Source organism: Pseudomonas sp. (assembly GCF_030683065.1).
Classification (GTDB): domain Bacteria; phylum Pseudomonadota; class Gammaproteobacteria; order Pseudomonadales; family Pseudomonadaceae; genus Aquipseudomonas.
This window is the reverse complement of record NZ_JAUXMX010000050.1, coordinates 38595-59760: the sequence shown is the minus strand read 5'-3', so window position 1 is coordinate 59760 and position 21166 is coordinate 38595. Positions and strand designations below refer to the sequence as shown.

Sequence of the window (21166 nt, the reverse complement as noted above, 5' to 3'; positions counted from 1 at the left end):
GCGCGGGGTTGGCTGTTTGGCCATACCTGCTGCTGATTCAGCAGGCTGTTCGAAAACGGGCTACTTCCAGCCCATGTGCCAGTGTGTGGCGTCTTCGAGTGCTTGCCAGTCCAGGCGTTGACTGCGCTGGTTAAGCACCGCCTGTAGTTCGACCTGCAGCACATTGCCTTCTTCATCGCAGAACAACTCGCTGACCAGAAAGTGTTTCTCACGATTTTGCGGCTGTACTGCCGTCCATTTGGACAGCAGCAGTTTGCGTGGGTTGATCCGGTGCCTGGCGGTCAGCCTGGGCGCTGCGCCGCTCATTGCAAGTGCGCCAGCAGTTTGCGCGCGGCGTCCTGGCCGCTCAGCCAGGCGCCCTCTACTCGACCGGACAGGCACCAGTCGCCACAGGCATACAAACCCAGGTCGGCGTCTGCCAGCGAGCCCCACTGGTGGGCGCTGGCAGGTCGGGAGTAAAGCCAGCGGTGCGCCAGGCTGAACATGGGGGCTGGCATGCTGCAGTCGATCAGCTCGGCAAATGCGCCGTGCAGGTGTTCGATCACATCCTCCTTGGGCATGTCCAGGTGCTGTTTGCTCCAGCTGCTGCTGGCGTGCAGCACCCAGGTATCCGGGTTGCCGTCGCGACCGGGTTTGCTGTGATTGCGTGTCAGCCAGTCGAGCGGGCTGTCTTGCACGAAGCAGCCATCGACCTTGGTTTCCAGTGGGTTGGCAAAGGCCAGGGCGACTGTCCAGGTTGGTTCCATGACCACGCTGGAGGCCGCGCTGGCGAGTTTCGGCGCAGCCGCCAACAGCGCGCTGGCTTGTGGGGCGGGGGCGGCGATTACCACATGGCTGAAAGGGCCGTAGCTGTTACCTTCGGCGTCCTGCAGGTTCCAGTGTTGTGTGCCGCGAAACACTTCGGTGATCCGGCAGGAGAAATGTACTGGCAGGGCGCCCAGCATGGCGCGGGTAATCGCACTCATGCGTGGGCTGCCGACCCAGCGCACCTGTTCGTCTGGCGAGGCACTGAGTTGACCGTTACGGCTGTGATAGAGGTTCGGTGTCCATTCGGCGACCCAACCACGGGCCTGCCATTGCTGAACCACATCGACAAAGCGCCGGTCGCGCGCAGTGAAGTATTGCGCGCCCAGATCGAGGGCGCCGACATCACTGCGTTTGCTGGCCATGCGGCCGCCGCTGCCGCGGCTTTTATCGAACAACTGAACCTCATGTCCGGCGGCGTGCAACGCTTGGGCGGCGGACAGACCGGCGATGCCGGTACCGATGATGGCGATGGGTGCGGTCATGTTTACCTCTTGACTTCAGGGCGCTCGCAGGCTGAAAAAAAGCTACTGCGCTCAACTATGCAGCGTTGCAATCGACCTCGGCAAGCTGCTCGCTAGCAGCGTGCTTCAGTGGGTCGATTGGTGTCATGTCAATCATGAAATCTCGTATCACGTGCTGAGCGGGCTGCGCAGATCACGGCGCAACGGATCTTGCTGGTTTATCGCTATCGGCAGCGTAAGTCCGGGTTGGCGGCTTACTGGTCAGGTCGCGATTGACCGCGGCTTCGGCGCTGCCGTCCCAATGGGCACGACCCGCAGCTTTAACTGAGCCGGTAATCTCCAGTAGTGCGTGCCTGCCCCGGCCGTTTTCCATTCATCCGGGTGTGCTCGATTGCCCTTTGCCGATTAGCTCTTGAGCTTCTGTGCAAGGCTACGCTTTATACAAAACCTATACAATATTGTTTGTATGTATAGGGATTATCGGATTCAATCACATCATGTCGATGTTTAAGACAATTTTGCGCCGGATTAAAGGCACGTTGTCCGGCCATAAGTCAGACTGATGGTCATCAGGTTGGCTAACGTAACGCGAGGAGGATGCCATGCACATATTGCTCACCGGTGGGACCGGCTTGATCGGTCGTGGTCTTTGTCAGCATTGGGCGCTGCAGGGCCACCAGTTGACCGTGTGGAGCCGCAGTCCGCAGCAGGTTGCGGGGCTTTGCGGGGCGCAGGTGCGCGGCATCGGCCGGCTCGAAGAGCTGGGCGACGAACAGGTGGACGCGGTGGTCAATCTGGCCGGTGCGCCTATTGCCGACCGACCCTGGAGCAGCAAGCGCAAGAGCCTGCTCTGGGCCAGTCGTATCGGCCTTACCGAGCAATTGCTGAGCTGGTTGCAGGCGCGCGCAAACAAGCCGCGGGTATTGTTGTCCGGTTCGGCAGTGGGCTGGTATGGCGATGGTGGTGAGCGCGAGCTGCACGAAGATACGCCGCCGGTCAGCGAGGATTTTGCCGCCCAGTTGTGCGGCGCCTGGGAGGAAACCGCGCAGCGCGCCGAAGCCATGGGCATTCGCGTGGTGCTGGTGCGCACCGGGCTGGTACTGGCCAGGGACGGCGGCTTTCTCAAGCGCCTGTTGCTGCCATTCAAGCTTGGCCTGGGCGGACGTTTGGGTGATGGCCGGCAGTGGATGCCGTGGGTGCATCTGGCCGATCAAATTGCCCTGATTGATTTTCTCTTGCAGCAGGAGCAGGCCAGCGGTCCATATAATGCCTGTTCCCCACACCCGGTGCGCAATGCCGAGTTTACCCGCGCGCTGGGCCGCGCCCTGCACCGTCCGGCGCTACTGCCGGTGCCGGGCTTGGTGTTGCGCGTCGGCCTGGGTGAGTTGTCCGGTTTGCTGCTGGGCGGCCAGCGCGCATTGCCGGTTCGCCTGAGCGAAGCCGGCTTTAGTTTTCGTTTCACCGATCTGGATACGGCCCTGGCAGATTTGCTGGGTCGACACTGACTGATAAGGATTCTGCATGAGTAATCACGCCCTGCTGCTGGTCAACCTGGGTTCACCCGCGTCGACCGAAGTAGCTGATGTAAGGCGCTACCTCAATCAATTTCTGATGGACCCCTATGTGGTCGATCTCCCCTGGCCGTTACGCCGGTTGCTGGTGTCGCTGATTCTGATCAAGCGACCTGCTGCTTCAGCCCACGCCTATGCGTCCATTTGGTGGGAGGACGGTTCGCCTCTGGTGGTATTGAGCAAGCGCCTGCAGACGGCCATGAAGGCGCAGTGGACCCAGGGCCCGGTCGAGTTGGCGATGCGCTACGGCGAGCCATCGATCAATACCGTACTCCAGCGTCTGGCAGCGCAAGGCATCAAGCAGGTGACACTGGCGCCGCTTTATCCACAGTTTGCCGATAGCACCACGACCACGGTAATCGAGGAAGCCAAGCGGGCAGTGCGCGCGGGCAACCTGGACATGCGTTTCTCCTTGCTGGCGCCGTTCTATGACCAGCCGGAATACATAGAGGCGCTGGTCGAAAGTGCCAAGCCTTATCTGGAGCAAGATTTCGACCACTTGCTGCTGAGTTTTCACGGCTTGCCGGAACGTCATCTGCGCAAGCTTGACCCGAGCAAGCATTGCCTCAAAGGCCCCGATTGCTGCCAGACAGCGCCGCCGGAAGTGCTCGCAACCTGCTACCGCGCGCAATGCATGCGCAGCGCTGCAGCCTTTGCCGAACGTATGGGCCTGCGCCCGGAGCAGTGGTCGGTATCCTTCCAGTCTCGTCTGGGCCGCGATAAATGGATCGAACCCTACACTGAAGCTCGCCTCGAGGAGTTGGCCGGGCAGGGCGTCAAGAAGTTGTTGGTGATGTGCCCGGCGTTCGTTGCCGACTGCATCGAAACCCTGGAGGAGATCGGCGATCGCGGTCTTGAGCAGTTTGTCGCGGCAGGTGGCGAAAGCCTGCAGCTGGTGCCCTGCCTCAACGACCACCCGCGCTGGGTGGCGGCGCTGAAGACCCTCAGCGAGCGTGCACCGCTAATGCTCTAGCAGTCCGCTTCCTTGCCTACGCTTGCAATGGACTGCTAGCCGAGTATCAGGTGGATGCATTAGCTCGAAAGGATGCCGTGCATTCGCCTGACTGATAACACCTACGGGCGATACTCATCGCGCTGTATCTCGACCTAAGCTGGCAGCTCATTCAACCGTCGTGTAGCGCACCTGCGCTGCCGAGGAGACTGCCAGTGCCCAACAACAATAACGGCTATCCCTCCAGTGCCCGCGCCTGGACTACTGTCGCCATTTTGATGGTGGCCTATGTGCTGTCGTTTATCGATCGGCAGATTCTCAACCTGTTGGTGGAGCCGATCCGTCGCGATCTGATGATCAGCGACACGCAGATGAGCCTGCTGATGGGCTTGTCCTTCGCCCTGTTCTACACCGTTTGCGGTATTCCTCTGGGGCGCCTGGCCGATACCAAGAGCCGGCGTGGCCTGATTGCCATCGGTGTGCTGTTCTGGAGTGCGGCCACTGCAGCCTGCGGCCTGGCTAAGTTGTACTGGCAGTTTCTTATCTGCCGGATTGGTGTCGGTGTCGGTGAGGCGGCCCTATCGCCAGCGGCTTATTCGCTGATTGCCGACAGCTTTCCGGCCGAGCGCCGTGCTACTGCAATCAGCGTCTATTCGATGGGTGTCTACCTGGGCTCGGGCCTGGCTTTTCTGCTCGGCGGGCTGGTCATCCAGTTCGCCTCGGCCCAGGGCGATGTGCTGCTGCCAGTGGTCGGCGAAGTACGGCCCTGGCAGTTGATCTTCCTGATTCTGGGCGTGGCTGGGGTGCTCTTTACCCTGTTGATGTTGGCGGTCAAGGAACCGGCGCGGCGTGGCGTCGGAGCTGGCGTCGCGGTGCCGCTGGCCGATGTCGGCCGCTATATTCGCGCCAACAAGCGCACTGTGCTTTGCCATAACTTCGGCTTCGCCGGCCTGGCCTTCGCTGGCTACGGCAGTGCGGCCTGGATTCCGACGTTCTTCATTCGCACCTATGGCTGGGACGCCGGTCAGGTCGGCATCATCTACGGCAGCATCGTCGCGGTGTTCGGTTGCCTGGGCATCGTCTTTGGCGGGCGCCTGGCTGACTGGATGGCCAAGCGTGGTAGCAGCGACGCCAACATGCGCGTTGGTCTGTATGCGGCCATCGGCGCGGTGCCATGTGTGCTGGCCTTCCCGTTGATGGAAACTGCGCTGTGGGCGGCGATTCTTACTGCGCCGGCGGTGTTTTTCCTGAGTATGCCGTTCGGTGTGGCGCCGGCGGCGATCCAGGAAATCATGCCCAACTCGATGCGCGGCCAGGCGTCAGCGATCTACCTGTTCGTGATTACCCTGATCGGCCTGGGTATCGGCCCGACCGCCGTGGCGCTGGTCACCGACTACGTATTCGCCGACGACATGGCACTGCGCTACTCGCTGCTGATCGTCACCAGCATCGCGGTGTTTAGCTCCATCGTGCTGCTGAGCATGAGCCTCAAACCCTACCGGGAAAGTGTGGTGCGGTTGCAGCAGTGGGCGGCAGAACCGGCCTGAGTGCTGGCCCAGGCCTCGGGTGCGCTGTGCGCACCAGGTGCCATGCAGGTTGCTCTTCGCTAAGCGTCTTGTTGCTCCAGTCGGTAGCCCGGATGCAATCCGGGACATCGGTAGTCGCCATAAGACCGCCCCCGGATTTCATCCGGGCTACGAAGAGCGGGTGTGCGGTGGACATCGTGAAGCATTGTCCACCGCTGGCATCCGCAAGCCGTGCCTAGGCCTCCGGCCCGTCGCTCAGTGCCTTGCTGCGCCAGCCCTTGCCGCCGGGCAGCAGCAGGTTGAGGACGATGGCGATGATGCCGCACAGCGAGATGCCTTTCAGGCTGACGTCGCCGGCACCGATGACCATGCCGCCGATGCCGAACACCAGCGTCACCGCGACGATGACCAGGTTGCGCGCCTCGGACAGGTCGACCTGATGGCGGATCAGGGTATTGAGCCCGACTACGGCGATGGACCCGAACAGTAGGCAGAGAATGCCGCCCATCACCGGCACCGGAATGCTCTGCAGCAGCGCGCCGAATTTACCGATAAAGGCCAGGGTCATGGCGATCACGGCTGCCCAGAGCATCACCTTGGGGTTGAAGTTCTTGGTCAGCATTACTGCGCCGGTGACTTCCGAGTAGGTGGTGTTGGGCGGCCCGCCGAGCAGGCCGGCGGCCGAGGTGGCCAGGCCGTCGCCGAGCAAGGTGCGATGCAGGCCCGGGTTCTTCAGGTAGTTCTTGCCGGTCACCGTGCCGATCGCCAGCACATCGCCGATATGCTCGATGGCCGGTGCGATGGCCACCGGCAGGATGAACAGGATCGCTCCCCAGTGCAGTTCGGGTGCGACGAAATTCGGCACGGCCAGCCAGGGTGCAACGGTCACCGGGCTGAAGTCGACCACACCGAGTAGCCAGGCCAGTACATAGCCTACGGCGATGCCACAGAGAATCGGGATCAGGCGAAAGACCCCGCGGCCGATCACCGCAACCATCAGGGTGGTAAGCAGGGCCGGCAGGGAAATCATCAGCGCGATGTCGTAAGGCACCAGCTGCACGCTGGCGTCGCCCGCTTTGCCCATGGCCATGTTGGCGGCCACGGGAGCCAGGCCCAGGCCGATGGCCATGATTACCGGGCCAATTACCACCGGTGGCAACAGGCGGTCGATAAAGCCCGTGCCCTTGAGCTTCACTACCCCGGCCAGGAGCATGTAGGCGACGCCTGCGGCAACCAGGCCGCCGAGGGTAGCCGGCAGGCCGAAGTCGTTCTTGGCGGCGAGGATTGGTGCGATAAAGGCGAAGCTCGAGGCGAGAAACACCGGCACCTGATTCTTGGTCACCAGCTGGAAGATCAGGGTGCCGAGCCCTGCGGTAAACAGCGCCACGTTGGGGTCCATGCCGGTGATCAGCGGCATCAGCACCAGTGCGCCGAAGGCCACAAAGAGCATCTGCGAGCCAGCCAGGGCCTGACGCCAGGTGGCGTCCTGCATGTGATCCTGCATGATCAGGCGTCCTTCTGCTTGGTGCCGAATATCTTGTCGCCGGCGTCGCCCAGGCCGGGAATGATGTAGCCGTGTTCGTTGAGGCGCTCGTCGATTGATGCGGTGAAGATCATCACGTCAGGGTGGGCATCGTTGACCACCTTGATCCCTTCGGGAGCGGCCACCAGAACCATGGCGCGGATTTCCTTGCAGCCGGCTCTCTTCAACAGGTCGATGGTGGCGACCATGGAGCCGCCGGTGGCGAGCATCGGGTCGATGATCAAGGCCAGGCGCTCGTCGATCTCCGGGGCGAGTTTTTCCAGGTAGGTATGCGCCTGCAGGGTTTGCTCATTGCGCGCCACGCCGACGGCGCTGACCTTGGCTCCCGGAATCAGGCTAAGTACACCTTCGAGCATGCCGATACCCGCGCGCAGGATCGGCACCACGGTGATTTTCTTGCCGGCAATTTTCTCCACCTGTACGGTGCCCGCCCAGCCCTGGATGTCGTAGTTCTCCAGAGGCAGGTCGTTGGTCGCTTCGTAGGTCAGCAGGGCACCGACTTCCTGGGCCAGTTCGCGGAAGTTCTTGGTGCTGATATCGGCGCGCCGCATCAGGCCGAGCTTGTGACGAATCAGCGGGTGACGAATCTCGAGGATGGGCATGGCGGGTTCTCCGGCGGGCTGGCAAAAAAAATTGAGCTAGATTAGCACTGGCTTTGTGCCGTTGGCGCGCAGATGCAGGCGGCTTGCAGGAAATTAGTATGAGATGTCGCCGATTACGCGTATTTCCGGCAGTTTGTCTGCAAAGGCTTGCTCCGACTGGGGTGGATGGGTACCTTTGCCGACTTTTATTTTGACGCATCGATCAGCTTTTGTGCTTGTTCAGCGTTTGCTCACTCTTATGAGGAAAGACCATGCCCGTCGATCTAACGCATATCCGCCAAGTCATGCTGGAAGCTGATTGCTTGTACACGGAAGCCGAAGTTGAAGCGGCCATCGACCAGGTAGCCGCCGCGATCAACGCCGAACTGGCGGAGCGCAACCCAGTGGTGTTCTGCGTGATGAACGGTGGCTTGATCTTCTCCGGCAAGCTGCTGCCCAAGCTGGATTTCCCCTTGGAGCTGTCCTACCTGCATGCCACCCGTTATCGCAACGAAACCAGCGGCGGCGAGCTGTTCTGGAAAGCCAAGCCGGAAATCTCCTTTATCGACCGCGACGTGCTGATCATCGACGACATCCTCGATGAAGGGCATACCCTGGGCGCGATCATCGACTTTTGCCGCCACGCCGGTGCGAGCGCCGTGCATACCGCCGTCCTGATCGACAAGGACCACCAGCGCAAGGCGCGTCCTAACCTCAAGGCCGATTACGTCGGTCTGTCGTGCATCGACCGTTACGTCTTCGGCTACGGTATGGATTACAAAGGCTACTGGCGCAATGCCGCCGGGATCTATGCGGTCAAGGGCATGTAAGCGCTGCTCGGTAGCGTGCGCCGTGCGCACCGAGTCTGCTGGTGTGCCTCGAATCGGCGGTGTCCTGCGGTAGCCCTGATGCAATGCGGGGGAGGGCGCACCCTACCCGGCACGGCGCAATCTCTTAAGCGCTGTCGCCTGGCTGCAGCCAGCGCAGCGCCTTTGCCCGCGCCTGATCGAGGTCGCGTACATAGGCCAGTTGGCCCTCGACGCGCTGAATACCGGCGCGGCGCAGTTGCAGGCGTACCTGCGGCGTCGGCCCGCTGAGTACCAGGCCCACGCCTTGTGCGCGGTAGTCGCGCAGTACACTCTCCAGCGCCGCCAGGGCGGTCATGTCGAGCAACGGCACCGCACTGATATCAACGATTACCACCCGCACCTCAGGGCTGAGGCGGCGCAGCACGCTCAAGGCCTTTTCCGCTGCGCCGAAGAACAGCGGGCCGCGAATGGCGTAGGCCAGGACATGCTCGGGCAGATCACTCAGCGCCTCGTGGAAATGCTTGGGCAAGGCGGCGGTGTCGGTCAGGTCGCTCATGCGTTTGATGAACAATCCGGCGGCCAGCAGCAGGCCGACGCCAACCGCCAGCACCATGTTGAACAATACCGTCAGTACCAGGCAGGTCAGCAGCACCAGCACATCGCTGCGTGGGGCGATGCGCAGGGTGTGCTGCACGTGCCGCGCCTCGCTCATGTTCCAGGCGACCATCAGCAGCAAGGCGGCCATGGCGGCCATCGGCAGGTAGCTGAACAGCGGGGCGAGAAACAGGATGGCGATCAGCACCACGCCGGCATGAATGATCGCCGCCAGCGGTGAAAAAGCCCCGGCGCGGACGTTGGCGGCGCTGCGGGCGATGGCGGCGGTGGCGGTGATGCCACCGAATAGGGGCGCCACCAGATTGCCGATGCCCTGGCCGATCAGCTCGCCATTGGGGTCGTGTTTGCTGCCGGTCATGCCGTCGGAGACCACCGCGCATAGCAGTGACTCGATGGCGCCAAGCATGGCGATGGCGAAGGCCGGTGCGAGCAATTGGCGGATCAGTTCGAAGGAGATCTGCAGCGGCTGGCCATCCGCTCCGGGCAGGTGCCAGGGCCAGGCAAAACTCGGCAGGAACGGCGGGATGCCTGGGTGCTCGATGCCGTCCAGGGTGTAGCTGAAACGCTCGCCAAGGGTCGCCACCGGCAGGCCGTAGTGTTCCAGCAGCAGGCCGAGCAAGGCGCCCACGGCCAGGGCGGCGAGGTGTCCGGGCACCTTCGGTACCCAGCGCGGCCAGAGCACCAGCACGGCCAGGCAGACCAGCGCCACCAGGCTGTCGGCGAACTGCAAGCCAGGCAGTGACTGCAGCAGCAGGCTCAATTGCTCCACGTAGTTGCTCGGCTGGCCAACCGGATTCAGGCCGAACAGGTCCTTGATCTGCAAGGTGGCGATGACAATGCCAATACCGGCGGTAAAGCCCAGGGTTACCGGGTAGGGGATAAACTCGATCAGGCGGCCGGCACGCAGCAAACCCAAGGCTATGAGGATCAGCCCGGACATCAGGGTGCATAGCAGCAGGCCACCGAGGCCGAACTGCTGGGTGATCGGCAGCAGGATCACCACGAAGGCAGCGGTGGGGCCGGAGACATTGAAGCGCGAGCCGCCGAACAGGGCGATCAGTGGCGCGGCGATCAGCACCGTATAAAGGCCGTGCTGCGGCGCCACACCCACTGCAATCGCCAGGGCCATGGCCAGCGGAATGGCAATAATGCCGACGGTGACACCGGCGCTCAAGTCGCCGCGCAGGCTCTTCCAGCCATAGCCGGCACGCAGGCTCTGGCGCCAGGCGGCGAACAGTGGCGGTAAGGATAACGACATGAGGCCTCCGACATGGCTGCGCGGAGTATAAAGCCTGAGACTCAGCCAGGGTGCCGACCTAAGTCGGCTGTTGCTGGCGGCGTTGCGCGTGTTACACAGTCAGGTTAGCTGTGGGGCCGGTAGGCTCAGACTTGCGATTGCCGCTTGTGCGTTGAGCCGCGGCCGTTGCCAGAGTTACACTGCCGGCCCCGTGTGGCCTGCCGAGTTGGAGTGAATGATGCGTAAAGACAAGAAACAGGTGATTGGTGACGAGATTGGTGATGAGCCGATCAAGCTGTTCCTTACCGTGGAACCGGCTGACGCCACGCCGCCGTCGCTGCATAAACTGATCAAGGCCTACCGCGGCCTGCGCATCGATGATTTCACGCGTTTCGTTGGCTTCTTCGTCGAAGCCGGCTACGACCTCGAGGCCAAGGATGTCGAGGGTCGCGACTTCATCGCCCTGGTCCAGGATCAGCGCTTTGCCGAAGCCTATGTCGAAGTGATCAAGGCCGCCCGCGGCTGATCTGCGATTCCCCGTAGGACGTAGGATAGGCCGCGTCGGTTAGGCGCCTGTTGCCGCTGGCGATGAACCCGCAAGATCCGCTGCGACGTAGCCCATCATGGGCGCAAGCAGGTCTATCGCTTGATGGGTATCGCTTTGCTCAACACCATCCTACGCGGCCAGGCCTACGCGGCCCGCGTCATTACAGCACCCCGGCCTTCTTCCAGGCCAGGTAGCGGCTGACCAGTTGCGGGCCGAGCTCGCTGGGGCGGACGTCGAGTACCGGCACATGGTGCGCGGCCAGCCGCTCGTGCAGGCCGGCGCGATCATTGAGGTAGTCGACCGTGCCGCAGTAGCTCAGGGCCGTGGCAAAATCTTCGACCGGCGCGTGGCGCAGTGTGTCGAGCACTTCTTCACGCAGGCTGGCGACCAGCACGCGGTGTTGGCGGCTGATGCGTTTGACCGCGTTCAATAATTCCTCATCATCCTCGTCACGCAGGTTGCTCACCAGCACCACCAGGGCGCGACGACGTTGGCGGGCGAGCAGGCTGTCGACCGCGGCGGCGTAGTCGGCCGGCTGCAGGCTGCTGCGAAGGTCATAGACGGCGTTCAGCAGCACATTGAGCTGCGCCTGGCCTTTGACCGGCGCGAGGAAGCGCTGTTGCTCTCCGGCAAAGGTTGCCAGGCCCACCGCATCGCCCTGGCGTAAGGCCACATAGCTGAGCAGCAGGCAGGCATTGAGGGCGTGGTCGAAGTGCGCCAGTTCGCCATCCTGGCTGCGCATACGCCGGCCGCAGTCGAGCAGGAAGATGATCTGCTGGTCGCGTTCATCCTGGTATTCGCGCACGATCGGTATGCGCTTGCGTGCAGTGGCTTTCCAGTCGATCTGGCGCAGGCTGTCGCCGTCGCGGAACTCGCGCAGTTGGTGGAATTCCATACCCAGGCCACGCCGGGGTCGCTGGCGTACGCCAAGCTGGCTGAGCCAGTTATCCACCGCCATTAACTGCGCACCATGCAGGTGGGCGAAGTCCGGGTAGACCCGGGTTTCTCCAGGCAAGCTCAGGTAGCGGCGCGCAGACCACAGGCGCAGCGGACTGGGCAGGTCGAGTTCACACTGGCTGAAATGGAAGTGCCCGCGCACCAGCGGTCGCACGCGGTAGGCGAATTGGGTCTGTTCCCCGGGGTGCAGTTCGATGCGTTGCGGCAGCTGCTCGAACGCCATGCCGTCGGCTACATGGTCGAATACGTCCAGCACCAAGGGCTGGGCATAGGTGTGGTGCAGGGTTAGGCGGATCTCGCTCCAGCGCCCCAGCGGCAGATTGCCCGGCAGCAGGCGCTCGATACGTGGCGAGGGCAATTGGCGCACGCGCAGGGCGTCAACCAGTGCCGCGCCAGTCAGCGTCAGCAACACGCCCCACCAGAGCGCGTGCAGGCTTTGCGGCACGTTTACCGCCAGCGCCTGCAGAACGCCGAGGGCAATAGCCAGGCCGAGCAGGACGCCGAGCAAGATCAGCAGCGTGCGCGAAGGCTTCATGCGTGCGCGCTCAGGGTCGACTGGTTCATAGACGTGGTGCCGGCACCTGGTCGAGCAACTGCTGAAGCACCTGGTCGACCGACAGACCTTCAATATCCAACTCCGGCGCCAGGCGCACGCGATGGCGCAGCACGGCGAGGGCGCAGCCCTTGATGTCGTCCGGCAGGACGAAGTCGCCACCGCGCAACAGGGCACGGGCACGTCCGCCACGTACCAGGGCAATCGAGGCCCGTGGCCCGGCACCGAGAATCAGGCCCGGCCAGGTACGGGTGGCGCGCGCCAGACGCACGGCATAGTCGAGCACCTGTTCGTCGAGCGGCAGGTCGCTGGCGATCTTCTGCATGGCCAGCAGGTCCTTGGCTTGCAGCAGGGTGCGCAAGGTGCTGACGTCGAGCATGTCGGCACGGGTCGAGCGGGTGACCTGGCGCACCATGCTCAGCTCATCGGCCTGCTCGGGGTAGTCCATGCGCAGCTTGAGCATGAAGCGATCCAGTTCGGCTTCCGGCAGCGGGTAGGTGCCTTCCTGCTCAATCGGATTTTGCGTGGCCAGCACCATGAACGGCAGCGGCACCGCCAGTGCACGCCCCTCGAGGGTGACCTGGCGCTCTTGCATCACTTCCAGCAGCGCCGCCTGGGTTTTGGCCGGGGCGCGGTTGATTTCGTCAGCCAGCAACAGGTTGGTGAACACCGGGCCCTTGCGCAGCTTGAACTGTTCGCTCTGCAGGTCGTACACGGCGTGACCGGTGATGTCGCTGGGCATCAGGTCCGGGGTGAACTGGATGCGTGCAAACTCGCCGCCGAAGCAACGCGCCAGGGCGCGTACCAGCAGGGTCTTGCCCAGGCCGGGGACGCCTTCGATCAGTACGTGGCCGCCGGCGATCAGGGCGGTGAGCACATCGTCAACCACCGCATTCTGGCCGATCAGCGCCTTGTGCAACTCCAGGCGCAGGGCCTGGGCAAGCTGGCTGGCGCGCTGGCGCTGCTGTGCAGGATTGCTCGGCGCGGGGACCGGCGCGGCAGCGGCCGGAGGTTCTGCGGCGGGGCTGCTCGGCGGTTCGGGCGTGTATTCGCTCATAGGGCATTCCTGAGTGTTTGCAGGTGGGCGACCTGACGGGTGAAGTCAACGGCGGACAGGCGCTGCTTGGGCAGCGGTCGCATGGCTTGGCTGATGGCGCGGCTGGGCAAGCGGGTCAATCGTCCCAGTACCTGCCATTGTTCGGTTACACCGAGGCGTTCGAAACCGGGGTGACGGTAGTTCGCGCGGCGCCTGATATCCCGTTGCAGGCCTTGTAGCAGGCTGTGCTGGCCGCAGCGGCGCAGGAGGAAGTCGGCGCTCGCGCGCAGGTGCTCCTGCAATTGCCGGCGATTGGGGCTGGCCGGCGCTTGCAGCGGACCCTGACGCATACCGACGCGCCACAGGCCGAGACCCAGCAGTAGCGCCAGGGCCAGCAAGGCCTGGGGGAAGTAGCGCAGCAGCAGGCTGAACAGGCTGTCGCGATCGGCATGGTAGAGCAGGGTCACGGCGCTGTCCTGGCTCAGGTACCAGAGCAGCCAGGCATTGTCGTAATTGGCGATGCTGTCGTTCTGCCAGATCCAGCTGTCGCTCAGTACGCTGACCAGACCGTCGCCATGATAGAGCTGGACCAGGTGGGTCGCCGCAGCGCTGTTGGCCCAGGCATGGGCGCGATTTTCGGCATCGTAGAGGTGAAAGCCGGTGTCGAAACTGAAGTAAGCCGGGGCTTGCTCGTTTTCCAGGTAGAGCTGAGTCAGCTCCGGGTAGGCACTGGCCGTGGCCTCGTCGGCATCCAGAGCGGGCTCCTCGGTCTCACCGTCTGGCTGGTCTAGCTCGTCGCTCTGGTACTGCTGAATGCCCAGGCTGTCGAGCAGCAGGTCAGCACTTTTACCCTCATCCTCATCCCACAGGCGTTCGGCAACGAACACCAGGTGCCCACCTTTGGCCGTCCAGGCCAGCAGGTGTTCGACTTGGCGCGGGCTCATGCGCTCACGGTCGGCAAGTAGCAGCAGGGTCTGCCCGGCACTGGACAAAGTGGGTAGCAGCCGCAAGTCAGCGCTGCGCTGCACCTTTAGGCCCTGCTGACGAAGAAAGTGTTCGGCGGCCAGATATGGGTTGGCCTGCGCCTCGGGTGCCGGGCCGTGCTCGATGGTTTCTGCATAGGGTTGCGCGCGGCTCAGCAAATAGAGGCCGAGCAAGCCCATGCCAAGCACCAGCGCGCTGCCGAGCAGTAATAAGTGGCGTCTGCTCATCCTCGCGCCCCGTCATCGAACAGGTCTCGCCAGTCTTGGCACAGCGCCTGGCGCAGATCATCCGGCGGCAGGCGCTGGCCGTAGGCGAGGTTCTGCCAGTGCAGGGTCAGGGTCTGGCTGAAGGTGGTCAGTTCGGGTTGCTCCAGGCCCTCGATCAGGTGCAGCACTTCGCTCTCGGTAAAGGCGCTGTTCAGGGGCAGTCGATAGTCCTCCAACAGGCGGCTGAGCAGGGCGCGATAGAGCAGGCCGAGGGCCGCGCGGGGGTGTTCGGCCCATAGCTGCTCGGCTGTGCCGGCGATATCTGCGGGCAAGCTTTGGGCGGTCACTTCCAGGCCGAACAGCTGGCTGCTGGGCGGCGTTGCGGCGCGCTGCGGCAGGCCAATACGCCTAACGAAGGCGCCGAGCCATTGCCGATAACGCCAGATCAACAGTGCCGCCAGTCCGAGCATGGCCGCCCAGAGCAGGGCCTCGAAAAACAGCGCGACGGCGTCGATGCTGTTCCAGAACTCGGCCAGCTTGAAGAATTTCTCGATCAGTTCAAACAGGCCGCTGAGTTGCTCCTCGCTCCCGTCTGCGGCTTGTTCTGGCTCGCCGAAGCGCCAGCGGGTGACAGTTTCGCGGTGTTCAAAGGGCGGCTGATCCAGCAGTTGACTGATGCTGTCGCGGGCCGCCTGGCTGTTCAGCGGTTGTTTGAGCAGGCGCGCGGCCTCGGGGCCGGGCAGCGGGCTGGTGACGATCTCGGCGGCCATGGCCGCGGTCGGCGTCTGCAGTAGCAATAAGCCGCAACCGAGTAACAGGGCGTAGGCCACGCCGGTCAGGCGCTGGCGCAGTTGGCGGAACACCAGTTCGATATCCCAGCCCTCCAGAGCGGTGCGTCGGTTCAGGTAGAGGGTAAAGCCGCAGGCGACGTAGACCGGCTCCCAGACGATCAGCACCAATACGTACAGCAGGTTGGACAGGTGTTCCAGCCACAGCCACTCGTCGACTGCTGCATTGGCCAGGCTCTGCCAGCTCCAGTCCAGCTCGATCTGCGCCGGCAACAGCAGGTAGAACAAGCTGGCCAGGCCCAGCCACAGCGCTATTTCCAGGTGCATACCGACCACCGTCAACCAACTTGCGGCGCCCGCATCGCGCTGGCCCAGGACTACCAGGCGCTGGCTGCGCGCCTGACCGGACAAGCCTTCGAGTTGCAACACCGGCAGGTCGAAGCTGCGCGTCGGGCTGAACCGGCGCCAGGTCAGGCTGGCTAGCAGTTGTGGCCTGAGCAGGCTGGGCAAGGCCTTGAGCGCTTGCTTGAGACTGGGTGTGTCGCCGAACAGGGCGCGGGCGAGGATGTATAGCGGCAGGCGCTCGTAGGCCGGCTTCAGCCACCAGAAGGCGAATATCGCCCAGCCCGGGGAGTCCCACAGCAACAGGCAGAGCAGGGCGAAGATCGGCACTGTGACCAATGCCCAGCTGGCCATCAGCAGGCCTGCATGACGACGTGCCAGGAGCACGCCGAGGTCCAGTGCTTCCCAGGGGCTGCGCGGGCGGATTGCCACGCTGGCATCAGTCAGGCGCATGGCTACCTCGCCCGGCCAGCAGCAGGTAACTCAGCACCAGCAGCCAGAGTATGGCGCCAACTGCATATTTGGCGGTCGGCTCGGCGAAGGTCATCGAGGACCAGTAAGCCTCGACGAACGCCGCGAGCAACAGCAATACAATCACGCCGCCAATCAGGCGCACGCTGCACCCGGCGGCCAAGCGCAAGGCTTCGCTGCGTGACCGGCGACCTGGCGCAAGCAGTGCCCAGCCCAGTTTGAGGCCGGCGCCGCCAGCCAAGGCGATGGCGGTCAACTCGAATGCGCCATGGCCGATGACGAACGACCAGAAGGTCTCGCCGTAGCCGATCTGGGTCAGGTGGCCGGCCACCGCGCCGATCATCAAACCGTTGAACAGCAGGAAGAACAGGCTACCCAGGCCGAACAGCAGGCCACTGGCAAAGGTCTGAAAGGCGATGCCGATGTTGTTCATGATGTAAAAGCCGAACATCAGCCAGTCGTCGCCCGACTGGCGTTCGCCGAAGCGACCTAGACGCCGGGCGTCGGGGTCGTACATCTGCTCCATGCTTGCCACTTGTGCGGGGTCGACCAGGCTGTAGATCAGTTCGGGGAACAGGTAGACCAGTGCCCCCATGCCCAGCAGGCTGCCGAAAAACATCAGGCTGGCAACCAGCACGCAGCGCCATTCGGCGCGAACCAGGCGCGGGAAGCCGGCCAGTAGGAAGCCGATCAACTGCGCGCCCAAGGGGCTGCGGTGGCGATAGAACTGTTGGTGGCCGCGCAACACCAAGTGCTGGAGCTGTTCAGTCAGGTGGTTGCTGTAAGCCCGCGCCTGGGCCAGGGCCAGTTGTTGGCAGAGGCGCCGGTAAGCCGCGGCAAAGCCCAGGCACTGCTGGAGGTCGGTCGTGCCGCGCTCGAGGGCGTCAAGTTGTTCGGCGAAAGCTTGCCAGTCGGCTTGGTGGCGGTTTTCGAACAGGTTCTGTTTCATGTTGGCCCCAGCAAGCTGCGGGCTAGGCTGTTGATGCGTTGTTCCGCCTGCTCGCGGGGGATTTGCAGCGGCTCGGCCAGAATCGCCGCCAGCTCGGCACGGCGTTCAGTGGACAGGTTGGCGCCACGCTCGGCAAATCCGAGTACGGCCCGTTGCTCGAACCGGTCCAGAGCAAAAGGTGCAGGCAGCGGTTCGGCCAGTGGCAGGCTCGGGCGTTCGGGTACGCTGTCGCGGTAGACCACCAGGGTACCGGCGGCAATGTCGCCGAGGCGTTTGAACGCCGGGTGATTGAGGCAGCTGAGAATGCCCAGCGTGTAGGCGAACGGCAGCAGATCGACAAAACGCAGCAGGTTACGGGTCAGTGAGGCGGCCCAGCCGACTGGGGTGCCGTCATCGTGCACTACACGCAGGCCGAGGATTTGCTTGCCGGGGGAGCGACCCTGGTTGAATACCTCGAACAGCACCATGTACCACCAGGTCACCAGAAACAGCAGGATAGTCGCCAGGCCCATGCCGAACTTGCCAAGCAGGCCGAGGACGACGTACATCACCAGCAACAACAGGCCGCGAATCAGCAGGTCAATGGCGAACGCCAAGACGCGCGGCACCAGGCCCGCAGGACGCAGGAGCAGGTCGATACCTTCCGGGGTTTCCACCTCATAGCGGGTATCCAGCAGTGCAGTTGACGGCTGGATGGACGGTCGAGGCGAGCGCGAACTTGGCGAGGTGGCGGAATACGGCATCGGCGGTCTGCGCTGAATAAACCCCGATGCTAGCCAGCGGCTGACGGCTAAGCAACTGCTGTGCATGCAAACTGCGTTTGAGGGGGCAATCGGTGCCCGCCTTACCTCGCCACGGACGACCATGTCTTACAGGCTGCTAGACTGGCGTCGTCCATTGCCCATAGGAAGCCGCCGTGACCTCCAGTCTGTTCTGGTACGACTACGAAACCACCGGTATCGATCCGCGCCGCGACCGCCCGCTGCAAGTCGCCGGGGTTCGCACCGACGAAGACCTCAACGAAATCGGCGAGCCGCTGAATATCTACTGTCAGCCCAGCGACGACATCCTGCCGCATCCGGCTGCTTGCCTCATAACGGGTATCACGCCCAGTCAGCTCGCGGCAAAAGGCGTGAGTGAGGCTGAGTTCATGGCCCGCGTGCATGCCGAAATGATGCAGCCGGGTACGTGCGGTGTCGGTTACAACAGCTTGCGTTTTGACGATGAAGTCACCCGCTACAGCCTGTACCGTAATTTTTACGACCCCTATGCCCGCGAGTGGCAAGGTGGCAACAGTCGCTGGGACCTGATTGACCTGGTACGCGCTGCCTATGCCTTGCGCCCAGAGGGCATTGTCTGGCCGCAAGAAGAGGGTCGCGTCAGCCTCAAGTTGGAGCGCCTGACCGTCGCCAACGGCATTGAGCACGGCCAGGCCCACGACGCTTTATCCGATGTGCGCGCGACTATTGCCTTGGCGCGGCTGATCCGTAGTAAACAGCCCAAGCTGTACAACTACCTCTATCAAATGCGCAGCAAGCAGCAGGTACTCAAGCAGATTCGTTTGTTACAACCGCTGGTGCATATTTCCGGGCGCTTCGCCGGTACGCGACATTATCTGGCGCAGGTGTTGCCGCTGGCCTGGCACCCGCGTAATCGCAATGCACTTATTGTTTGCGACTTGCATGCCGATCCGACGCCGTTGCTCAATGAGGATGCTGAGTCCTTGCGTCGGCGCCTATACACCCGCCGCGAGCAACTGGGCGAGGGCGAATTACCGGTACCGTTGAAGTTGCTCCATATCAATCGTTGCCCGGTGCTGGCGCCATTAAATGTGCTGCGTGGCGAAGATATTGAGCGTTTGCAGTTGGACATGAACAGTCCTTTGCAGCACGCCGATCAACTGGTTGCAGCCCAGGCACAATGGCACGATAAGCTCGCCCAGATATATGGCGAAGAAGGTTTTGCACCCAGCGAGGATCCCGAGCAGCAGCTGTATGACGGTTTTATTGGTGATCGTGATCGTCGCTTGTGTGAGCAGGTACGCAGTGCCGAGCCTGCGCAGTTAGCCACTACTGTCTTGCCGTTCGATGACGCACGGTTACCTGAGTTGTTGTTTCGTTATCGTGCGCGCAACTTTTCGTCCAGCCTGGACGCAGCAGAGCAACAGCGCTGGGTGATGTTTTGTCAGCAGCGGTTAACCCGTCCCGAGTGTGGTGCGCCCAATACCTTGGCGGCGTTTGATCAGGCACTTGGTGAATTATTCGCGGCGGCCACGCCCGAACAACAGGCGATGCTGACTGAATGGAGCAACTACGCGCAGCAGTTGCGCTTGCGTTATAGCCTTTAAATTAGCTGTGTACCTGTTAGCTATTGCAGCAGTGGGTAGGTTGGCGCGCGGGCCTGCAGCGCATTGCGCTGAAAGGCGCATGCTCAAGCGTCTGCTTTGCGCCTGCGGTCAAAGGCCCATGACCAGACTTGCTTGAGCGGCTATGCCATATGGGCGGTGAGCGCCTTGAAGCCACTCCGCGTATTACCGCCAGCATATATATTTTTCAGGTATGAATTCAGGGCACATAAAAAACGCCAGCATGGCTGGCGTTTTTGTACGCTGAATGGGTGATTCAAACGTATGGCTTAGTCCAGCAAGGTGACCCAGCTTTCAACAACATCGCCGCCCCACTTGGCTTTCCACTCTTTCAGGGTCTTGTGGTTGCCACCTTTGGTTTCGATCACTTCACCGGTGTTCGGGTTTTTGTACTGCTTAACTTTGCGGGCACGCTTGACCCCAGTGGTCTTAACGCCGGCGCGCGGCACCTTGCTGACTTTGGCATCCGGGTCGAGCATGGCGATGATGTCACGCAGGGACTTCTGATATTCACCCATCAGAACCCGCAGTTTGCCTTCGAATTCCAGTTCTTTTTTCAGCTTGTCGTCTTGCGACAGATTTTTCAGGCGCTCCTGCAGCTCTTTGATGGCTTCTTCGGTAGCGCGGTATTCGTTGATTAGCGACATTAGACTTACCTTGTTCTGAGTAGGCGGTGGCAAAGTTGCAGTGATAATAGTCAGGCACTTTTGACAAGTAAACCGCTTTGCAAGAATTTGCTTCGGATTAGTGAATAATATTTAAATCCGTGGTCGTGATATTGCCAAGAGCTGGCCGTCATTATGTCTTGATTGCGCCCTTGAGCTGCTCGCCAGATGATTATCTTCAGTCAACGCATATGGCCTAGCGCGGCCAGGGCGAAGCCAATTGGTTTGCTGCCTTGGCCTGCTGGAGTAGGCTTGATGAATACTGCAGTTTTCTCTCGCTGTGGCTAGAATGACTGACTTTTGCGATTTCTCTGGAGTTTTCCATGCGTACTTTTCGGCTGGTTATAGCCTGTCCGGACCGCGTTGGTATCGTGGCCAAGGTCAGTAACTTTTTGGCCACCTATAACGGCTGGATCACCGAGGCGAGTCATCACTCGGATAATCAAAGCGGTTGGTTCTTCATGCGGCACGAGATTCGTGCCGATTCGTTGCCGTTCGATCTGCAAGGGTTTCACCAGGCGTTTGCGCCAATCGCCCGTGAGTTTTCCATGGAGTGGCGAGTCACCGATTCGGCCGCGAAAAAACGTGTGGTATTGATGGCCAGTCGCGAGTCGCATTGCCTCGCTGACTTGTTGCACCGTTGGCACAGTAATGAACTGGACTGCGATATTGCGTGCGTGATTTCCAACCATGACGATTTGCGCAGCATGGTTGAGTGGCACGACATTCCTTATTTTCATGTGCCGGTCGAGCCGCAGAACAAGCAGGTGGCGTTTGATGAAGTGGAGCGGTTGGTCAATGCGCATGCCGCTGATGTCATTGTGCTGGCGCGTTACATGCAGATTCTGCCTGCGCAGCTGTGTCGCGACTTCGCCCAGCGGGTGATCAATATTCATCACAGCTTCCTGCCGTCGTTCGTTGGCGCCAAGCCTTACCACCAGGCCTCGTTGCGCGGGGTCAAGCTGATCGGGGCCACTTCGCACTATGTCACCGAAGAGCTGGATGCCGGGCCGATCATTGAGCAGGATGTGGTGCGGGTCAGCCATCGCGACAGCATTGAAGAGATGGTGCGTCTGGGTAAAGATGTGGAAAAGATGGTGTTGTCCCGCGGTCTGCGCTATCACTTAGAAGACAGAGTACTGGTGCACGATAACAAGACAGTGGTATTTGACTGAGTTGTTGATCGTGGGCTGGTTTAGTG

19 protein-coding genes are annotated in these 21166 nt (G+C 62.0%); 7 read left to right on the top strand and 12 right to left on the bottom strand.

Annotation, left to right across the window (positions count from 1 at the left end; translation table 11 throughout):
* Positions 1 to 60: 60 nt before the first annotated feature.
* Together Q8K09_RS16550 and Q8K09_RS16545 are read right to left on the bottom strand one after the other, a co-directional pair.
* Positions 61 to 306 carry a TIGR02450 family Trp-rich protein gene (locus Q8K09_RS16550; protein ID WP_305256088.1) on the bottom strand — a complete coding sequence of 82 codons (246 nt, stop codon included), beginning with the start codon at positions 304 to 306 and terminating at the stop codon, positions 61 to 63.
* Positions 303 to 1289 carry an NAD(P)/FAD-dependent oxidoreductase gene (locus Q8K09_RS16545; protein WP_305256087.1) on the bottom strand — a complete coding sequence of 329 codons (987 nt, stop codon included), beginning with the start codon at positions 1287 to 1289 and terminating at the stop codon, positions 303 to 305. Before Q8K09_RS16545 ends, Q8K09_RS16550 begins: the two co-directional genes overlap by 4 nt.
* A gap of 581 nt (positions 1290 to 1870) precedes the next feature.
* On the opposite strand from Q8K09_RS16545, the gene Q8K09_RS16540 reads away from it, so the two are divergent.
* The 3 genes from Q8K09_RS16540 (at position 1871) to Q8K09_RS16530 (ending at position 5338) form a co-directional block, all read left to right on the top strand.
* Complete coding sequence (locus Q8K09_RS16540) at positions 1871 to 2773, top strand: TIGR01777 family oxidoreductase (protein ID WP_305256086.1); 903 nt, start codon at positions 1871 to 1873, stop codon at positions 2771 to 2773.
* A gap of 16 nt (positions 2774 to 2789) precedes the next feature.
* Complete coding sequence (hemH, locus tag Q8K09_RS16535) at positions 2790 to 3812, top strand: ferrochelatase (protein ID WP_305256085.1); 1023 nt, start codon at positions 2790 to 2792, stop codon at positions 3810 to 3812.
* Positions 3813 to 4006: 194 nt separating this feature from the next.
* Positions 4007 to 5338: an MFS transporter gene (locus Q8K09_RS16530; RefSeq protein WP_305256084.1), complete on the top strand. Its 1332-nt coding sequence runs from the start codon at positions 4007 to 4009 to the stop codon at positions 5336 to 5338.
* Positions 5339 to 5552: 214 nt separating this feature from the next.
* Here Q8K09_RS16530 and Q8K09_RS16525 read toward each other — a convergent pair whose 3' ends face one another.
* Both Q8K09_RS16525 and upp read right to left on the bottom strand, forming a co-directional pair.
* Positions 5553 to 6821, bottom strand: a complete 1269-nt coding sequence (locus Q8K09_RS16525; RefSeq protein ID WP_305256083.1) for a uracil-xanthine permease family protein — start codon at positions 6819 to 6821, stop codon at positions 5553 to 5555.
* A gap of 2 nt (positions 6822 to 6823) precedes the next feature.
* Positions 6824 to 7462: a uracil phosphoribosyltransferase gene (upp, locus tag Q8K09_RS16520; RefSeq protein ID WP_305256082.1), complete on the bottom strand. Its 639-nt coding sequence runs from the start codon at positions 7460 to 7462 to the stop codon at positions 6824 to 6826.
* Between the two features lie 251 nt (positions 7463 to 7713).
* Between upp and Q8K09_RS16515 the strand changes: the two genes are divergently transcribed.
* Positions 7714 to 8271 (top strand): hypoxanthine-guanine phosphoribosyltransferase, encoded by a 558-nt coding sequence (locus tag Q8K09_RS16515; RefSeq protein WP_305256081.1) that lies wholly within the window; start codon positions 7714 to 7716, stop codon positions 8269 to 8271.
* 124 nt (positions 8272 to 8395) lie between these two features.
* Here the strand turns inward: Q8K09_RS16515 and dauA are convergent, their stop codons facing one another.
* Entirely contained in the window at positions 8396 to 10123 is a 1728-nt protein-coding gene (dauA, locus tag Q8K09_RS16510) for a C4-dicarboxylic acid transporter DauA (protein ID WP_305256080.1), read from the bottom strand.
* Between the two features lie 217 nt (positions 10124 to 10340).
* Here dauA and Q8K09_RS16505 point away from each other — a divergent pair, with 217 nt between their 5' ends.
* On the top strand, positions 10341 to 10628 hold the full coding sequence (locus Q8K09_RS16505; protein WP_305256180.1) for a PA4642 family protein: 288 nt from the start codon (positions 10341 to 10343) through the stop codon (positions 10626 to 10628).
* A gap of 181 nt (positions 10629 to 10809) precedes the next feature.
* Here Q8K09_RS16505 and Q8K09_RS16500 read toward each other — a convergent pair whose 3' ends face one another.
* Genes Q8K09_RS16500 through Q8K09_RS16475 form a run of 6 tightly spaced genes read right to left on the bottom strand, consistent with a single transcriptional unit; the run spans position 10810 to position 17678 of the window.
* Positions 10810 to 12141: a DUF58 domain-containing protein gene (locus tag Q8K09_RS16500; protein WP_305256079.1), complete on the bottom strand. Its 1332-nt coding sequence runs from the start codon at positions 12139 to 12141 to the stop codon at positions 10810 to 10812.
* A gap of 25 nt (positions 12142 to 12166) precedes the next feature.
* Entirely contained in the window at positions 12167 to 13216 is a 1050-nt protein-coding gene (locus Q8K09_RS16495) for a MoxR family ATPase (protein ID WP_305256078.1), read from the bottom strand.
* A complete protein-coding gene (locus tag Q8K09_RS16490) occupies positions 13213 to 14406 on the bottom strand; it encodes a DUF4350 domain-containing protein (protein WP_305256077.1) in 1194 nt (397 codons plus the stop codon). The genes Q8K09_RS16495 and Q8K09_RS16490 overlap by 4 nt, the downstream gene beginning before the upstream one ends.
* Entirely contained in the window at positions 14403 to 15968 is a 1566-nt protein-coding gene (locus Q8K09_RS16485; RefSeq protein ID WP_305256076.1) for a DUF4129 domain-containing protein, read from the bottom strand. The genes Q8K09_RS16490 and Q8K09_RS16485 overlap by 4 nt, the downstream gene beginning before the upstream one ends.
* On the bottom strand, positions 15955 to 16935 hold the full coding sequence (locus tag Q8K09_RS16480; RefSeq protein WP_305256075.1) for a stage II sporulation protein M: 981 nt from the start codon (positions 16933 to 16935) through the stop codon (positions 15955 to 15957). Before Q8K09_RS16480 ends, Q8K09_RS16485 begins: the two co-directional genes overlap by 14 nt.
* Complete coding sequence (locus Q8K09_RS16475) at positions 16932 to 17678, bottom strand: RDD family protein (protein WP_305256074.1); 747 nt, start codon at positions 17676 to 17678, stop codon at positions 16932 to 16934. The genes Q8K09_RS16480 and Q8K09_RS16475 overlap by 4 nt, the downstream gene beginning before the upstream one ends.
* Before the next feature lie 173 nt (positions 17679 to 17851).
* Between Q8K09_RS16475 and sbcB the strand changes: the two genes are divergently transcribed.
* On the top strand, positions 17852 to 19282 hold the full coding sequence (sbcB, locus tag Q8K09_RS16470; protein ID WP_305256073.1) for an exodeoxyribonuclease I: 1431 nt from the start codon (positions 17852 to 17854) through the stop codon (positions 19280 to 19282).
* A gap of 287 nt (positions 19283 to 19569) precedes the next feature.
* Here the strand turns inward: sbcB and mvaT are convergent, their stop codons facing one another.
* On the bottom strand, positions 19570 to 19947 hold the full coding sequence (mvaT, locus tag Q8K09_RS16465; RefSeq protein WP_305256072.1) for a histone-like nucleoid-structuring protein MvaT: 378 nt from the start codon (positions 19945 to 19947) through the stop codon (positions 19570 to 19572).
* Between the two features lie 341 nt (positions 19948 to 20288).
* Between mvaT and purU the strand changes: the two genes are divergently transcribed.
* Positions 20289 to 21140 (top strand): formyltetrahydrofolate deformylase, encoded by an 852-nt coding sequence (purU, locus tag Q8K09_RS16460; RefSeq protein ID WP_305256071.1) that lies wholly within the window; start codon positions 20289 to 20291, stop codon positions 21138 to 21140.
* Positions 21141 to 21166 lie beyond the last annotated feature (26 nt).

Excerpts from the sequence above, each read along its gene's own strand:
- Q8K09_RS16505 (WP_305256180.1), top strand. The coding sequence starts at position 10,341 with ATGCGTAAAGACAAGAAACAGGTGATTGGTGACGAGATTGGTGATGAG.
- Q8K09_RS16515 (WP_305256081.1), top strand. The coding sequence starts at position 7,714 with ATGCCCGTCGATCTAACGCATATCCGCCAAGTCATGCTGGAAGCTGAT.
- Q8K09_RS16485 (WP_305256076.1), bottom strand. The coding sequence starts at position 15,968 with ATGCGCCTGACTGATGCCAGCGTGGCAATCCGCCCGCGCAGCCCCTGG.
- hemH (WP_305256085.1), top strand. The coding sequence starts at position 2,790 with ATGAGTAATCACGCCCTGCTGCTGGTCAACCTGGGTTCACCCGCGTCG.
- Q8K09_RS16495 (WP_305256078.1), bottom strand. The coding sequence starts at position 13,216 with ATGAGCGAATACACGCCCGAACCGCCGAGCAGCCCCGCCGCAGAACCT.
- purU (WP_305256071.1), top strand. The coding sequence starts at position 20,289 with ATGCGTACTTTTCGGCTGGTTATAGCCTGTCCGGACCGCGTTGGTATC.
- Q8K09_RS16475 (WP_305256074.1), bottom strand. The coding sequence starts at position 17,678 with ATGCCGTATTCCGCCACCTCGCCAAGTTCGCGCTCGCCTCGACCGTCC.
- Q8K09_RS16525 (WP_305256083.1), bottom strand. The coding sequence starts at position 6,821 with ATGCAGGATCACATGCAGGACGCCACCTGGCGTCAGGCCCTGGCTGGC.
- Q8K09_RS16550 (WP_305256088.1), bottom strand. The coding sequence starts at position 306 with ATGAGCGGCGCAGCGCCCAGGCTGACCGCCAGGCACCGGATCAACCCA.
- Q8K09_RS16545 (WP_305256087.1), bottom strand. The coding sequence starts at position 1,289 with ATGACCGCACCCATCGCCATCATCGGTACCGGCATCGCCGGTCTGTCC.
- upp (WP_305256082.1), bottom strand. The coding sequence starts at position 7,462 with ATGCCCATCCTCGAGATTCGTCACCCGCTGATTCGTCACAAGCTCGGC.
- mvaT (WP_305256072.1), bottom strand. The coding sequence starts at position 19,947 with ATGTCGCTAATCAACGAATACCGCGCTACCGAAGAAGCCATCAAAGAG.
- dauA (WP_305256080.1), bottom strand. The coding sequence starts at position 10,123 with ATGTCGTTATCCTTACCGCCACTGTTCGCCGCCTGGCGCCAGAGCCTG.
- Q8K09_RS16540 (WP_305256086.1), top strand. The coding sequence starts at position 1,871 with ATGCACATATTGCTCACCGGTGGGACCGGCTTGATCGGTCGTGGTCTT.
- Q8K09_RS16480 (WP_305256075.1), bottom strand. The coding sequence starts at position 16,935 with ATGAAACAGAACCTGTTCGAAAACCGCCACCAAGCCGACTGGCAAGCT.
- Q8K09_RS16490 (WP_305256077.1), bottom strand. The coding sequence starts at position 14,406 with ATGAGCAGACGCCACTTATTACTGCTCGGCAGCGCGCTGGTGCTTGGC.
- Q8K09_RS16500 (WP_305256079.1), bottom strand. The coding sequence starts at position 12,141 with ATGAAGCCTTCGCGCACGCTGCTGATCTTGCTCGGCGTCCTGCTCGGC.